The 14176-nt window shown below is 66.5% G+C and carries 14 protein-coding genes and 1 pseudogene; 8 read left to right on the top strand and 7 right to left on the bottom strand.

The genetic code is table 11. The annotated features are described in order from the left end of the window. The coding region (locus IT40_RS24705) for a zinc-ribbon domain-containing protein (RefSeq protein ID WP_208855414.1) at positions 1-372 on the bottom strand (372 nt) is incomplete at its 3' end. A 124-nt stretch (positions 373-496) separates the two neighbouring features. Between IT40_RS24705 and IT40_RS24700 the strand changes: the two genes are divergently transcribed. From IT40_RS24700 to IT40_RS24680, 5 genes are all read left to right on the top strand, one after another. Next, on the top strand, positions 497-1171 hold the full coding sequence (locus tag IT40_RS24700; RefSeq protein WP_036760710.1) for a cell division ATP-binding protein FtsE: 675 nt from the start codon (positions 497-499) through the stop codon (positions 1169-1171). Beyond that, entirely contained in the window at positions 1168-2097 is a 930-nt protein-coding gene (locus tag IT40_RS24695) for a cell division protein FtsX (RefSeq protein ID WP_036760709.1), read from the top strand. Before IT40_RS24700 ends, IT40_RS24695 begins: the two co-directional genes overlap by 4 nt. Further along, positions 2097-2861 (top strand): lysophospholipid acyltransferase family protein, encoded by a 765-nt coding sequence (locus IT40_RS24690; protein ID WP_036760708.1) that lies wholly within the window; start codon positions 2097-2099, stop codon positions 2859-2861. Before IT40_RS24695 ends, IT40_RS24690 begins: the two co-directional genes overlap by 1 nt. Positions 2862-2967: 106 nt before the next feature. Further along, positions 2968-3897, top strand: coding sequence for an ABC transporter ATP-binding protein (locus IT40_RS24685; RefSeq protein ID WP_036760705.1), 930 nt, complete (start codon positions 2968-2970; stop codon positions 3895-3897). Beyond that, on the top strand, positions 3894-4655 hold the full coding sequence (locus IT40_RS24680) for an ABC transporter permease (RefSeq protein ID WP_036760703.1): 762 nt from the start codon (positions 3894-3896) through the stop codon (positions 4653-4655). Before IT40_RS24685 ends, IT40_RS24680 begins: the two co-directional genes overlap by 4 nt. Positions 4656-4659: 4 nt before the next feature. Here IT40_RS24680 and IT40_RS24675 read toward each other — a convergent pair whose 3' ends face one another. Together IT40_RS24675 and IT40_RS24670 are read right to left on the bottom strand one after the other, a co-directional pair. After that, a complete protein-coding gene (locus tag IT40_RS24675) occupies positions 4660-4965 on the bottom strand; it encodes a hypothetical protein (RefSeq protein ID WP_036760702.1) in 306 nt (101 codons plus the stop codon). Between the two features lie 51 nt (positions 4966-5016). Next, entirely contained in the window at positions 5017-5484 is a 468-nt protein-coding gene (locus IT40_RS24670) for a hypothetical protein (RefSeq protein ID WP_243700161.1), read from the bottom strand. Between the two features lie 106 nt (positions 5485-5590). On the opposite strand from IT40_RS24670, the gene rimO reads away from it, so the two are divergent. The 3 genes from rimO to ettA all read left to right on the top strand — a co-directional run bounded on the left by rimO (position 5591) and on the right by ettA (position 9622). Beyond that, positions 5591-6958 carry a 30S ribosomal protein S12 methylthiotransferase RimO gene (rimO, locus tag IT40_RS24665; RefSeq protein WP_036760716.1) on the top strand — a complete coding sequence of 456 codons (1368 nt, stop codon included), beginning with the start codon at positions 5591-5593 and terminating at the stop codon, positions 6956-6958. Between the two features lie 75 nt (positions 6959-7033). After that, the gene (locus IT40_RS24660) at positions 7034-7894 is read left to right on the top strand and encodes a sulfotransferase family protein (protein WP_243700162.1); all 861 of its coding nucleotides are present in this window, start codon (positions 7034-7036) and stop codon (positions 7892-7894) included. A gap of 72 nt (positions 7895-7966) precedes the next feature. Beyond that, positions 7967-9622, top strand: coding sequence for an energy-dependent translational throttle protein EttA (gene ettA / locus IT40_RS24655; protein WP_036760698.1), 1656 nt, complete (start codon positions 7967-7969; stop codon positions 9620-9622). 47 nt (positions 9623-9669) lie between these two features. On the opposite strand, the gene IT40_RS24650 is transcribed toward ettA, so the two are convergent. From IT40_RS24650 to lysM, 4 genes and pseudogenes are all read right to left on the bottom strand, one after another. After that, entirely contained in the window at positions 9670-10488 is an 819-nt protein-coding gene (locus IT40_RS24650) for a glycosyltransferase (RefSeq protein WP_072461963.1), read from the bottom strand. Between the two features lie 8 nt (positions 10489-10496). Next, the gene (locus IT40_RS24645) at positions 10497-11567 is read right to left on the bottom strand and encodes a glycosyltransferase 61 family protein (RefSeq protein ID WP_139293942.1); all 1071 of its coding nucleotides are present in this window, start codon (positions 11565-11567) and stop codon (positions 10497-10499) included. 170 nt (positions 11568-11737) lie between these two features. Further along, a pseudogene (locus tag IT40_RS24640) lies at positions 11738-13623 on the bottom strand (acyl-CoA synthetase). Positions 13624-13762: 139 nt separating this feature from the next. After that, the coding region (gene lysM / locus IT40_RS24635; protein WP_036760693.1) for a peptidoglycan-binding protein LysM at positions 13763-14176 on the bottom strand (414 nt) is incomplete at its 5' end.

The raw sequence follows: 14176 nt of genomic DNA, 5'->3' as shown, positions 1-14176 counted from the left end.
GGCGCGGCCGTCGCTGGCGGCGGGCTCGGTCGTCGCTGGCGCCGCCTCCGGGGCCGCTGTGGCGGCGGCCGTCGCGGGAATGTGATCGGGGGCGGGCTTTCGCGCCGGCGCCTCGCGGGCGCGCAGCTCGCGGGCGGCTTCCTCGCGCAGGATGGCCAGCACCGATTCGTCCAACGGCCGGTTCAGGACCGGGCGCGCCTGCGGATCATAGGGGCGGCGCGGGGCGGGATCGGCGGCCTGGGCGGATTTTCCCGTTCCGGGCTGGCGCCACACATGGCCGCAGGCCGAGCATTCGACCTCGCGCCCCGAGGCGGGAATGGCGGATTCCGCGATCTCGTATTGGGCAGCGCAGCGGGGGCAGGTCAGGCGCATGGGCTGGTCTTTCGGCTCCGGTCGGGGGTGGTTTCGATCATGCGGGCGTCTCGCATTCGCCGCGCGACTGTTCTATCAAGCCACGAACCGCGCGCCAAGCAGCCCGCTCGGAAAGGGACCACCAGTGATCGAGATGCAGAACCTGTCCTTCGGCTACAGCGGCAACGATCCGCTGCTTGCCGACATGTCGCTGACGCTTCAGCCGGGTTCCTTCCATTTCCTGACCGGCCCCTCGGGCGCGGGCAAGACCACCTTCCTGCGGCTGTGCTATGCCGACCTGCTGCCCAGCGGCGGGCGGATGACCGCCTTTGGCCAGGATGTGCAGGGGCTGTCGCGCGACGGCATCGCCGGGCTGCGGCGGCGGGTGGGGGTGGTGCATCAGGACACGCAATTCCTGGATCACCTGCCGGTGGCGGAAAACATCGCTCTGCCGTTGCTGGTCTCGGGCGAGCAGGTGGACATGCCGGCCCTGGGCGAGTTGCTGGCCTGGGTGCAGCTGTCCGGCCATGCCCGCGCCATGCCCCCCGAACTGTCGGGGGGCGAACGGCAGCGCGCCGCGCTGGCCCGCGCCGTCATCATGTCGCCCGACCTGATCCTGGCGGACGAGCCGACCGGGAACCTGGACTGGGACATGTCGATGCGGCTTTTGCAGCTGCTGATCGAACTGAACCGTTCTGGCAAGGCGGTGCTGATCGCCACCCATGACCTGAACCTGATCCGTGCCGCCAAGCAGCAGGTGCAGGCGCGGGTGCTGCGCATCGCGGGCAAGAGGCTGCAACTGGCGGGGGCGGACCTGTGAAGAAAGCCGATCTGAAATCGCTTGACCTGGCGACGCTGTGGCGCGGGCTGACCCGACCCGACCCGGCGGGGACGGACCGCGTGGTGCCGCCGACCGGCTTTACCGCGCAGCTGACCGTGTTCTCGGCCGCGGCCATGGCCTTCCTGGCGGTCTTTGCCCTGGCGCTGGCGCTGGCCACCGGCCGGCTGGCCGAACGCTGGTCCAGCGAGCTGGCCCAGACCGTGACCGTGCGCATCTCGGCCCCCGAGGACCAGATCGACGAGCAGACCCTCACGGTGATGGAGGCGCTGAAGACCACCCCCGGCATCGCCGAGGCGCGGCTCTTGCCCGATGACGAGGTGGAAGGGCTGCTGGAGCCCTGGTTCGGCCCCGATGTCCCGGTCGAGGCCCTGCCGGTGCCGCGCCTGATCGAGATCACCGAGGCGGCCGAGGGTTTCGACGCCGAGGCGCTGCGCCTGCGGCTGGAGGGCGAGGCGCCGGGCGCGGTGCTGGACGACCATACCCGCTGGCGCCAGCCGCTGGTCTCGGCCGCGAACCGGCTGCGGGTGCTGGGCCTCGTCTCGCTGTTGCTGATTGCCGCCGCCTCGGGGGCGATGATCACGCTGGCGGCCAAGGCGGCGCTGGCGGCGAACGGGCAGGTGATCCGCGTCCTGCGCCTGATCGGCGCGCGCGACATCACCATCGCCACCGCCTTCGTGCGCCGCTTTACCCGCCGCGCCGCCATGGGTGCGGCCGGCGGCACCGCGCTGGGGATGGCGGCGATCTGGGCGCTGCCCGCGATGGACCAGGCGGGCAGCTTCCTGACCGGGCTGGGATTCCAGGGCTGGGGCTGGCTCTGGTCCTTGCTGATCCCGCCGCTCGCCGCCGCGATCGGCTTCGTCGCGACCCGCTGGGCGGCGCTGAAGATGCTGCGCGAGGTGCGCTGATGGCCCTCTATCATCCGCGCCGGGCCTCGGTCCTGGATTGGCCGCGCACGGTGCTTTATTACCTTTATGCGGCGCTGGTGACGCTGGTGCTGGGGCTGTGGGGCCTGCCGCAGGTGCTGGTCCACCCCGAGCGCGCGCATCGCGTGGCCAGCCTGTGGCTGGACCAGATGCTGGGCGCGGCACGGCTGATCCTGGGCGTCCGGGTCGAATACCGCGGCACGCCGCCCGCCGGCGACTGCATCGTCGCCTCCAAGCATCACAGCTTTCTCGACATCCTGGCGCTGGCCCGCGCCTGCCCGCGCCGCGCCTTCGTGATGAAGCGCGAGGTGCTGCGGGTGCCGGTCATGGGCTGGTTCGCGCGCAAGGTCGGCTGCATCCCCATCGACCGTGCCCGCGGCAAGGAGGCGATGAAGCAGATCATCGCCGGGATCGAGGCCGCCCGCGCCCGTCCCGGCGGGCTGGGCCAGCTGATCATCTATCCCGAGGGCACCCGCACCCGGCCGGGGCAGAAACTGCCCTACAAGCACGGCGCCGGCACCATCCAGCGCGCGACCGGCCTGCCCATCCACCCGGTGGCGGTCAATTGCGGCCTGTTCTGGCCCCGGCAGGGCATCCCGATCCGCGGCGGCACGGCGGTGATCGAGTTCCTGCCGCCGATCACCGCCGGCCCGCGGTCTGGGGCGGTGATGGAATTGCTGGAGGACCGGATCGAGAGCGCCAGCGACCGCCTGCTGGCCGAGGCGGGCGGCCTGCCGCCGGCCTGAGCCCTGACGCAAGGTCAGGGGCGTTTTCGCCATTGCGCCCGCCTGCGGTTGCGGTCCAACCTGCCCGGCGGATTCGCGGGCCTTCGGGCCAGAACAGGGGGACGGTATGCGTCCGATCATCGACATCGACCATGTTTCCAAACGCTACGGCAGCGGCACGGTGGCGCTGAAAGAGGTCTCGCTGCAGATCGAGGAGGGCGAGATCCTGGCGCTGCTCGGGCCGAACGGGGCGGGCAAGACCACGCTGATCTCGATCATCTGCGGCCTGGTGGTGCCCAGCGGCGGCACGGTGCGCGTCGGCGGCCACGACATCCGCACGGATTGGCGCGCGGCGCGCAAGCTGATCGGCCTTGTCCCGCAGGAGATCGCGCTGGAGCCCTTCGAGACGGTCATCGACTGCGTGCGCTTTACCCGCGGGCTCTACGGCGAGCCGCCGGACGACGCCTATATCGAGCAATTGCTGCGCAGCCTGGCGCTGTGGGACAAGCGCGATGCCAAGACGCGCGAGTTGTCGGGCGGCATGAAGCGGCGGGTGCTGATCGCCAAGGCGCTGTCGCACCGGCCCAAGGTGCTGTTCCTGGACGAGCCGACCGCCGGGGTGGACGTGACCCTGCGGCGCGAGATGTGGCAGGTGGTGCGCGAATTGCGCGCCGAGGGCGTGACCATCATCCTGACCACCCACTACCTGGAAGAGGCCGAGGACATGGCCGACCGCATCGGCGTCATCAACCGCGGCGAATTGCTGCTGGTCCGGTCCAAGGACGCGTTGATGGGCGAATTCGGCAAGAAGCACCTGACCATCTCGCTTTACGAGCCGCTGGCGGCGCTGCCGGCCGACCTGGCCGGGCGCGGGCTGGTGCTTTCGGCCGACGGCCGCGAGCTGGGCTATGACTACGACACCAGGGCCGAGCGCACCGGCATCGCCCACCTGCTGGCCGAACTGGCCGAGCGGGGCCTTGCCGTGCGCGACGTCTCGACCAAGCAGAGCAGCCTGGAAGAGATCTTCATGTCGCTGGTCGAGGAGGAAACCGCATGAACTGGCGTTCCGCCCGCGCCGTCTTCGGCCATGAGATGGCGCGTTTCTTCCGCACGGTCTGGCAATCGCTGGCCTCGCCGGTGCTGTCCACGGTGCTTTACTTCGTCGTCTTCGGCGCGGCCATCGGCGGGCGCATCCAGGCGGTCGAGGGCGTGCCCTACGGCGCCTTCATCGTGCCGGGGCTGATGATGCTGACCGTGTTGCAGCAATCCGTGGCCAATGCCAGCTTCGGCATCTATTTCCCGAAATTCTCGGGCACGATCTACGAGATCCTCGTCGCGCCGACCGGCTGGATCGAGGTCACGCTGGGCTTCGTCGGCGCCGCCGCCGCCAAGGCGGTGATGATCGCGCTGGTGATCCTGGCGACCAGCTTCTGGTTCACCGGCGTCCATATCGCCCATCCGTTCTGGATGCTGGCCTTTCTGCTGCTGACCGCCGTGGCCTTTTCGCTGCTGGGCTTCATCATCGGCCTGTGGGCCAAGAATTTCGAGCAGTTGCAGATCGTGCCGATGATGGTCATCACGCCCCTGGTGTTCCTGGGCGGGGCCTTCTATTCGGCCTCGATGCTGCCGCCCTTCTGGGAGGGCGTGGCCAAGCTCAACCCGGTGCTTTACCTGATCTCGGGCTTCCGCTGGAGCTTCTTCGGCTTTGCCGACGTGCCGGTCGGGCTGTCGTTGGGCGCGGTCGCGCTGATGATCCTGGTCTGCATGGGCGCGATCCGCTGGATCTTCCTGACCGGCTGGCGGCTGCGCGAATGACGGTTCAGGCCGGGCAGGGCGCCGCCGCCTTGCCCATCCGGGCCGCGTGCAGGTTGTAGGCGGTGGTCTGCTGCCGCAGCCAGCTTTCCGCCGTGTCGCGGCCATGCGTCTGCGCCAGCTGCCGATAGGCCGGGGCAAGCCGCTCGCGGTCGGCCCAGATCGCGCAGCCGAGCAGCCCCGGCGCCGCCTGCGCCGCGCTGCCGGCGCCTTGCCGCAGCGGCTGCGGGGTCTCGGTTGCCGCGTCCTGCGCCCCGGCCGCCGTCGCCCAGAAAAGGGCTGTGGCGGAAATGAAAATGCAATGTCGAATCATTATGGCTCCTCCCTTGCAGACAAATGTGACATATGGCCGCTGAGCTGTCATCTAGTTCCGGCACAGCCGCGTCTGCGGATCAAGCCGGACATATTCGCGGGCCGAGATCTTCTGCATCTTCAACGAATGTTTCCAGCGCGCGTTCCACATGTGCAGGATGCCGTTGCGGTAATATTGCGCCATTAGCTCGTCCACGATGGGCGGGATGATGGTGGTGCCGGGGATGCGGGGCGCGTGGAAGCCCACCGTCGCCCTGGGCCCCAGGCAGGCATTGGGCAGGGTGATATAGATCGTGCAGGCCGAGCGGCAATAGCCGCGCACCTCGACCGGGCGGCCGCTGGCGGCCAGCTTGTTGCGCTGGCGGATCGCCTCGACGACATTGCCACCGCGGTTGTTCATGATGACGATGGGCTTGCCGCGCGGCTGCGCCTCGGCCGTCGCGGGCAGGCTGGCGACTCCGGCGCCGAGGGCCAGCGCCAGGACAAGCGCCGAAGAAAGGCGGGTCAGGAGGGAAGGCATGCTCATGTTCCCTGCTATGCCTTGGCGAACGCACAAGTCCAAATGACGTTCCGGCGAGCCGCGCTTGCGGCTTAACAAGCGCCGCGACCCGCATTATATGCCGGCCATGAGCCAGAACCCGCCCCTGTTGCGCCCCGATCTAGCCCCCAGCCCGATCTTCGACACCACGCGAAGGGACGGGCAGCCCACCATCGGCATGGTCAGCCTCGGCTGTCCCAAGGCGCTGGTGGACAGCGAACGCATCCTGACCCGCCTGCGGGCCGAGGGCTATGCGATCAGCCCCGACTACAAGGGCGCCGGCGCGGTGATCGTGAACACCTGCGGTTTCCTGGACAGCGCCAAGGCGGAAAGCCTGCAGGCCATCGGCGAGGCGCTGGCGGAAAACGGCAAGGTGATCGTCACCGGCTGCCTTGGCGCCGAGCCGGAATACATCACCGGCGCGCATCCCTCGGTCCTGGCGGTGACGGGGCCGCAGCAATACGAGCAGGTGCTGGACGCGGTGCATCACGCCGTGCCGCCCAGCCCCGATCCCTTCGTCGACCTGCTGCCGGCCTCGGGCGTCAAGCTGACGCCGCGCCATTACAGCTACCTGAAGATCTCCGAGGGCTGCAACCACGCCTGCAAGTTCTGCATCATCCCCGACATGCGCGGCAAGCTGGTCAGCCGCCCCGCCCATGCCGTGATCCGCGAGGCGGAAAAGCTGGTCGAGGCGGGGGTGCGCGAGCTGCTGGTGATTTCGCAGGACACCTCGGCCTACGGGCTCGACCGCAAATTCGCCGAGGAGCGTGGGCATCGGGCGCATATCACCGACCTGGCCCGCGACCTGGGGTCGCTGGGGGCATGGGTGCGGCTGCATTACGTCTATCCCTATCCGCATGTGCGCGACCTGATCCCGCTGATGGCCGAGGGGTTGGTGCTGCCCTATCTCGACATCCCCTTCCAGCACGCGCACCCGGACACGCTGAAGCGCATGGCCCGGCCGGCGGCGGCGGCGCGGACGCTGGACGAGATCGCTGCCTGGCGCGCCGCCTGCCCCGAGATCACCCTGCGCTCGACCTTCATCGTCGGCTATCCCGGCGAGACCGAGGCCGAGTTCCAGACCCTGCTGGACTGGCTGGACGAGGCGCAACTGGATCGCGTCGGCTGCTTCCAATACGAAAACGTCAAGGGCGCGCGCGCGAACGACCTGCCCGACCACGTCCCGGACGAGGTCAAGCAGGACCGCTGGGACCGCTTCATGCAGAAGGCGCAGGCGATCTCGGAAGCCAAGCTGGCGGCCAAGGTCGGCCGGCGCATCGAGGTGATCGTGGACAGCGTGGACGACGAGGGCGCGACCTGCCGCACCCAGGCCGACGCGCCGGAGATCGACGGCAACCTGTTCATCGACCAGGGTTTCGAGGCGCTGGCGCCGGGCGACATCGTCACCGTCACCGTGGACGAGGCCGGCGAATACGACCTTTGGGGCCGGCTCTAGGCGGCGACAATCGCGCAGGTTGTGGCGCCCGCGCCGCTGGCTTAATCAGGCGGCAGCGCGACGCAGCAAGGCGGCATGATGAACTGGGATCCCGAAGGCAAACCCCGCAAACCCGATTTCCTGGGCATCGGCGCGCAAAAGGCCGGCACCACGTGGCTCTCGCAGATGTTGGGCCAGCATCCCGATGTCTGGACGCCTCCGTTCAAGGAGGTGCAGTTCTTCAACCACCGCTTCATCGAGGAGCATCGCAAATGGCTGCCCTGGCATTTCCGCCGCGGCCGCCAGAACATCGAGAAACGCTGGGCCGCCCGCGGCGAAGAGATGCCGCGCGAGATGGTGCGCTACCTGGACCGCGTCACCCGCGAGCCGATGTTCACCAACCATTGGTACAAGCTGGTCTTCGCCCCGGCGCCCCAGGGCGCCAGGACCATCGACGTGACCCCGGAATATTCGACCCTGCCGGCCGAGGGCGTGGAGTTCCTGGCGAAGTTCCTGCCGCAGGCGAAGTTCATCTATATCATCCGCCACCCGGTCGATCGCGCCGTCTCGCAGCTCAAGATGAACCTGACGCGGGCGCGCCGTAAGCCCGCCACCGTCGAGGACTGGCTGGCCGAGGTCGAGGCCCCCGAGTTGATGGATCGCGGCGACTACATGACCTATGTGCCGCGCTGGAACGCGCATTTCGGCCCCGACCGGCTGCTTTACCTGCCCTTCGGCATGATCGCCCGCGATCCCCTGGGCTTGCTGCGCCGGGTCGAGGACTTCCTGGACCTGCGGCCGCATGACTATCGCGACCTCGGCAAGAAGGTCTTCGCCTCGGACAATGCGCTGGTGGTGCCCGACCAGGCCCGCGCCCGGCTGCGCGACAAGCTCGAGCCGCAATTCGCCTTTCTGGAACAAAGCTTCGGCCCGGAATTCACCAAGGCTTTCCGCTGAGCCTTCCCCTTTCGTTCCCGCTCGACTACATAGCGGCCAAGTTCACACGGATTTCAGAGACGGGGAAAGATCATGGCCTCCTACCAGTTCGTTTACCACATGGACGGGGTGTCCAAGACCTATCCGGGCGGCAAGAAGACCTTCGAGAACATCCGCCTGAACTTCCTGCCCGGCGTCAAGATCGGCGTCGTCGGCGTCAACGGCGCCGGCAAATCGACGCTGCTGCGCATCATGGCCGGCATCGACAAGGACTTCACCGGCGAGGCCTGGGCCGCCAAGGGCGCGACCGTCGGCTACCTGCCGCAGGAGCCGCAGCTGGACCCGGCGTTGAACGTGCGCGGCAACGTCATGGAAGGGGTCAAGGCCAAGCAGGCCAAGCTGGACCGCTACAACGAACTTGCCATGAACTACTCGGACGAGACCGCCGAGGAGATGGCGAAGCTGCAGGACGAGATCGACGCCGAGAACCTGTGGGATCTGGACAGCCAGATCGACGTGGCCATGGAGGCGCTGCGCTGCCCGCCGGATGACGCCGACGTGGAAAGCCTGTCGGGCGGTGAACGCCGCCGGGTGGCGCTGTGCAAGCTGCTGCTGGAGCAGCCCGACATGCTGTTGCTGGACGAACCGACCAACCACCTGGATGCCGAGACCATCGCCTGGCTGCAAAAGCACCTGATCGAATATCCCGGCACCATCCTGATCGTCACCCACGACCGTTATTTCCTGGACGACATCACCGGCTGGATCCTGGAACTCGACCGCGGCCGCGGCATCCCCTACGAGGGCAATTATTCCGCCTGGCTGGAGCAGAAGGCCAAGCGGCTGGAACAGGAAGCGCGCGAGGACAAGGCCAAGCAGAAGACGCTGGAGCGGGAACTGGAATGGATCCGCGCCGGTGCCAAGGCGCGCCAGGCCAAGCAGAAGGCCCGGATCAACGCCTATAACGAACTGGCCAGCCAGTCCGAGCGCGAAAAGCTGACCCGCGCCCAGATCATCATCCCCAACGGCGAGCGGCTGGGCAGCAAGGTGATCGAGGTCGACGGCCTGAAGAAGGCCATGGGCGACAAGCTGCTGATCGAGGATCTGACCTTCAGCCTGCCGCCGGGCGGCATCGTCGGCGTGATCGGCCCGAACGGTGCCGGCAAGTCGACGCTGTTCAGGATGCTGACCGGGCAGGAACAGCCGGACGCGGGCGAGATCACCTATGGCGACACGGTGAAACTGTCCTACGTGGACCAGTCGCGCGACGCGCTGGACCCGAACAAGACCGTCTGGGAGGAAATCTCGGGCGGGGCCGAGCAGATCGAGCTGGGCGATGCCACGATGAACAGCCGCGCCTACTGCTCGGCCTTCAACTTCAAGGGCGGCGACCAGCAGAAAAAGGTCGGCCTGCTCTCGGGCGGCGAGCGCAACCGGGTGCATATGGCCAAGCTGCTGAAATCCGGCGGCAACGCGCTGCTGCTCGACGAACCGACCAACGACCTGGACGTGGAAACCCTGCAGGCGCTGGAAGCGGCGCTGGAGGATTTCGCCGGCTGCGCCGTCATCATCTCGCACGACCGTTTCTTCCTCGACCGGCTCTGCACGCATATCCTGGCCTTCGAGGGCGATGCGCATGTGGAATGGTTCGAGGGCAACTTCGAGGATTACGAGGCCGACAAGATCCGCCGCCTCGGCCCGGATTCGGTCGAGCCGAAGCGGGTGAAATACAAGAAGTTCACGCGGTAAGATGAAGGAAAGGGGGCGGATCTGCCCCCTTTTTTCTTCGCAGGCTGTTATCGAAACCCGGCGGCCTTCATGCCCGTTTCCGACAGGTAGTCGAAATGCCGCGTGATCAGGCGATCCAATTCGTCGCGCGGCGCTTTCTTCATGCCCCTTTTGGCCAGGATTTCCTTGGCGTGCCGCGGCGTGTCGTTCATCCCGTAATGGGTCACGATGCTGGGCACCGAGGGGTCGGTCAGGGCGACCATGACCGTCGGGATGCGATAATGGGCAAAGCCGAACACCGTGCGTTGCGGATGGCGCACGGCGACACCCACGCCGAGGAAGGGGTTGAACCAGCGGTAAAGCCCTTGCGTCGGCCCGTCGATGACCGAATAGATCACCGAGGGGAAGCTGACGGCGAAGGCGCCATGCGCCTTCCACAGGGTATCGCCATGCTTGCGCAGCTTCCTGATATAATCCTTTGAAAGGCAATCATCGTCGTCGAGGCGGAATTGCAGGCAATCCTGCAATTCCAGCCCGATTTCCTTGAGCGTCTGGACCTGGGCATCGGCGACATGCATCGGCGGGACAAAGCGCAGCACCACATAGGGGCGCGCGTCGCAAAGCCTTTGCAGCTGGTCGCGATAGACCTTGGGCATCCGGTCCGAAGAGATGACGAGCAGCTTGAAATCGGGGTCGGTCTGCGCGTCCAGGGACGCCAGCGTCAACTGCTCGAACGTCACGAAACGGGCCTTCATCCGCTCGTCGCCGAAAAGCTCCTGCTCCTTTTGCTTGTAGATCGGTTCCAGGTCGTTTTCTTCGACGTTGCGATAGGCTTTCCAATCGCCGCGGCCGATCATGGAAAAGCGGCAAATCCCGACTATGGTCATGGTGTTCTTCATTGTGCGAACCGTTTCGTGACCGGCGTGTAGGCAAGGCTTCCCTTTGCGCGCCGCTCGGCCTCGGCGACGTCGGCCTGAATGATTTCGTCCGAAGGAATGTCCCAGGCCGCATCCGCGTCCAGATAGCCATGCTCCAGCAATGTCGCATGGATTTCCCTGAAATCCACCTGGCCCCAGCTGTTGTGGTTCGGCTTCTTGCCGGGCACCAGATATTCGGCGACCAGGCTGTTGATCAGCAAGGGATCCTTTCCCATCATTCCCCTGAGCTGCAGGCGCATGCTATGGTGTTCGGCATTGTTCCTGCGCAGGATGACGGCAATATCCTTGTCCGGGTCGGCCGCCATCCCGGCCATGTGAAGGGCGGATGTGTCCAGGCTGATGATTTTCCGGGCGGCGCGGTAAAGCGCCAACTGTTCTGTCCAAGACATTTTTTCAGGAAATACTGCGACATAACCCGACCGGCGCAGGTTCTCCTCCAGGATCATTTCGCCCAAGATACCGCCCGTGGCTTCATACTTGGTTCGTGAGATATAGATCTTTTCGGGGCCATTCGCCGGAATTTTCCCGACGGTTTTGCGGAGGAAGTTCCTGAATTCTTCGGTCCCGGTGGCGATGTCGCCAAGTCCGAAGCCTTGACCGGGAACGGTCAAATTTTCAACCATTGTCGGAGTGCTGAGTATCAGCGGCGGGCAATCTATACCGAAAATCCTGAAAAGCTCTTTGTGGTGCTTCTTGAAATGGATAAGATTGGCATGCTTGGGAGTGAAGACAATCCCATCATAGCTGTCCTTTACACTCCAGAGTCTGCAAATCGTTTCCGTAATAAACAGACCGAAGTGGCCAAAGAACATTCCGCCAAAAAGATAGTGGCCCTTGAGGCTTTCCGTAGGCTCGGGCGCCTCGGAAAGCGGGAGTGACATGCGCGTGGCAAAGCGCCAGGTGGCTGCCTCGGCAATGTCGCCGTCCTTCCAGACACCGCTTGGTGTCCGGGGGCGGGATTCCCGCGGAGGGACCACAATCGCATCTTGCAGGGTAATCGTTTTTCTGGACCAGCCCTGATCGGGCAATGGAGGACAAGGCTCGTTCAATTTACACTCTCAAACACATACACGGCGATTCGCCTGCCAGGCGAACACTCCCAATCTCGGCCTTGTTTGGCAACACCTCCTTGACGATGCAAGCTAAACCGGCCTGCGACGGCATTCCGCCGAAGGCCGGTTGAAAGAGCCGGCGGGCCCTATTCCCATTCCCAGGGCAGGGCGTATTGGCCAAGCAGCTGGGCGACGGCGTCGCGGTCTACCTCGCCCCTGGGGCGGATGCGGGCGACCAGGCCGCGCTTGCGGTCGTCGACCACCTCGGCCACCTCGGCGGCCAGCCCGGCCTCGGCCAGGGCGGCGTCATAGACGCGGCGGATCGCCAGCTTGCGCAGGTCGGCTTGAAGATCTTGCCCACCGCGGTCTTGGGCAGTTCGGGCAGGATCCCGATATGCTTGGGCACCGCGGCGCGTTCGTGGATATGGGCGCGGGCATGGTCCATCAGCTCGTCCAGCGAGACCTCGGCGCCGGCGATCAGCTCGACATAGGCGCAGGGCAGCTCGCCCGCAAAGGAGTCGGGCTGGCCGATGGCGGCGGCGGCGGCGACCTTGGGATGGGACAGCAGCGCGTCCTCGATCTCGGCGGGGTCGATGTTGTGGCCGCCGCGGATGATCAGATCCTTGGCGCGCCCGGTGATCCACAGATAGCCGTCGCCGTCCATCCGGCCCAGGTCGCCGGTGCGCAGGAAGCGGCTTTCGGCGAAAAGGTCGTGGTTCTTGTCGGCCTCGGTATAGGTCGAGCCCTCGAAGACGCCGGGGTTGGCCACGCAGATCTCGCCGATCTCGTCGATGGCGCATTCGTGGAAGCCGCCGTTGCGGCGCTGCAGGATGCGCACATGGGTATAGGGCAGGGGGATGCCGACCGAGCCGACCTTTTTCAGCCCGTCCATCGGGTTGCAGGAGACGAGGCAGGTCGCCTCGGTCAGCCCGTAGCCCTCGGCGATCTCGACCCCGGTCGCGGCCTTGAAGCGGTTGTAAAGCTCGATCGGCAGGGGCGCCGAGCCCGAGATCGCGGTCTTGAGCGACGAGACATCGGCATCGACCGGCCGCTGCATCAGCGCGGCGATGGCGGTGGGCACGGTGATCAGGAAGGTCGCCTGCCAGCGTTCGATCAGCTTCCAGAAATTGTCGAACACCCCCTCGCCGCGATAGCCGGCCGGCGTCGGCATGATGAGCTGCGCGCCCGAGATCAGGCAGGACATCAGCACCGGATAGGCCGCGAAGACGTGAAACATCGGCAAGGGGCACATCAGCACGTCGGTTTCGCTGAACAGCAGCGTGCCGCCCAGCCAGCCGTTGTAGATCATGCCCGATTGCTTGTGCTGGGCGACCTTGGGCATGCCGGTGGTGCCGCCGGTGTGGAAGAAGGCGGCGACGCGGTCCTCGGCCGGTTCGTCGAAGGTCAGGCGGTTGTGCTTGCAGGCGCTGGCGGCGGCCTCGAAATCCATGACCTTGGCATGGTGGCGGGCGGGCACCTTGGGCCGCATCAGCGGCACCAGCATGCGCTTGAGCCCGGTCAGGTAGCCGCGCAGGTCGACCTCCAGCACGGTCTGCACGTTCGGGGCCTGCGCCACCGCCTCGGCCGCCTTCTGCGCGACCTCGGACTTGGGGAAGCTCTTCAGCGTCACCAGCACCTTGGCGCCGGTCTCGCGCAGGATGGCGGCGATGTGGTCGGGTTCCAGAAGCGGGTTGATCGGGTTCACGATGCCCGCCGTCGCGCCCGCCAGCAGCACGATCGGCGCCTCGATGCAATTGGGCAGCAGATAGGCCACCACGTCCCCCGGCCCGACGCCGAGGCTGCGAAACAGGTTTGCGGTCTCGGTCACGCGCTCGTGCAGCTCGGTCCACGTCAGGGTGCGGGCCGGCGCCTTGGGGTCCGAGAACAGCTGGAAGCTGATCGCCGGGCGCTGGGGATGGCGGTCGCGGGTCTGGGTCAGCGCCTCATAGACGGTGCGCGGCACCTGACGCTGCGCATAGGGCATCTCCGCCTCGACCGCATCGCGGTCTGCGACGCTCGCGAACCTGGCCATTCTTTACCTCCCGTTCTCCCTTTCGGGGTCGTGCCCCGCCGACAGGCAGAATGGTCCAACAATCAGCATGCTGGCAAGCATTCCGCGACGCCACGCCGGGGCCAAAACGCAGCGTCGCGCCCTGGGTTCAGCCCTGGGCTCAGCCCTGGGGGATGCGCAGGGTCTGGCCGGGATAGATCTTGTCGGGGTGGCTGAGCATGGGCTTGTTGGCCTCGAAGATCTCGGGGTAGCGGCTGGCCTTGCCCAGGTATTGCTGCGCGATGGCCGAAAGCGTCTCGCCCTTCCTGACGGTATGGAACAGGGGCTGCGCCGCCGCTGCTGCGGGGGCTTCGGTGCCGGCACCCTCGGCCAGCTCGACATGGGCGATGCCCTTGATGTTGCCGACCGCCAGGATCAGCTTTTCCAGGGTTTCCTGGTCGCGCGCCTTGCCCGAGATGACCACGGTGTCGCCGCGCAGCGTCAGATGCACGTCCTTGCCGGTCAGGCCCAGGGCGGACAGTTCGGCCTTGAGCGCGGCCACCTTGCGGTCGGTGTCGCTTTGCGGGGCGGGGGC

The organism is Paracoccus versutus (assembly GCF_000763885.1).
In the GTDB taxonomy this organism is placed as follows: Bacteria; Pseudomonadota; Alphaproteobacteria; order Rhodobacterales; family Rhodobacteraceae; genus Paracoccus; species Paracoccus versutus.
The sequence above is the reverse complement of the archived record's forward strand: the minus strand, read 5'-3'. Positions and strand labels throughout refer to the sequence as shown.

Bases quoted from the DNA above. Each gene is read 5' to 3' on its own strand.
- IT40_RS24690 (WP_036760708.1), top strand. From the start codon at position 2,097: ATGGCCCTCTATCATCCGCGCCGGGCCTCGGTCCTGGATTGGCCGCGC.
- IT40_RS24660 (WP_243700162.1), top strand. From the start codon at position 7,034: ATGATGAACTGGGATCCCGAAGGCAAACCCCGCAAACCCGATTTCCTG.
- IT40_RS24670 (WP_243700161.1), bottom strand. From the start codon at position 5,484: ATGCCTTCCCTCCTGACCCGCCTTTCTTCGGCGCTTGTCCTGGCGCTG.
- IT40_RS24650 (WP_072461963.1), bottom strand. From the start codon at position 10,488: ATGACCATAGTCGGGATTTGCCGCTTTTCCATGATCGGCCGCGGCGAT.
- IT40_RS24675 (WP_036760702.1), bottom strand. From the start codon at position 4,965: ATGATTCGACATTGCATTTTCATTTCCGCCACAGCCCTTTTCTGGGCG.
- ettA (WP_036760698.1), top strand. From the start codon at position 7,967: ATGGCCTCCTACCAGTTCGTTTACCACATGGACGGGGTGTCCAAGACC.
- rimO (WP_036760716.1), top strand. From the start codon at position 5,591: ATGAGCCAGAACCCGCCCCTGTTGCGCCCCGATCTAGCCCCCAGCCCG.
- IT40_RS24685 (WP_036760705.1), top strand. From the start codon at position 2,968: ATGCGTCCGATCATCGACATCGACCATGTTTCCAAACGCTACGGCAGC.
- IT40_RS24680 (WP_036760703.1), top strand. From the start codon at position 3,894: ATGAACTGGCGTTCCGCCCGCGCCGTCTTCGGCCATGAGATGGCGCGT.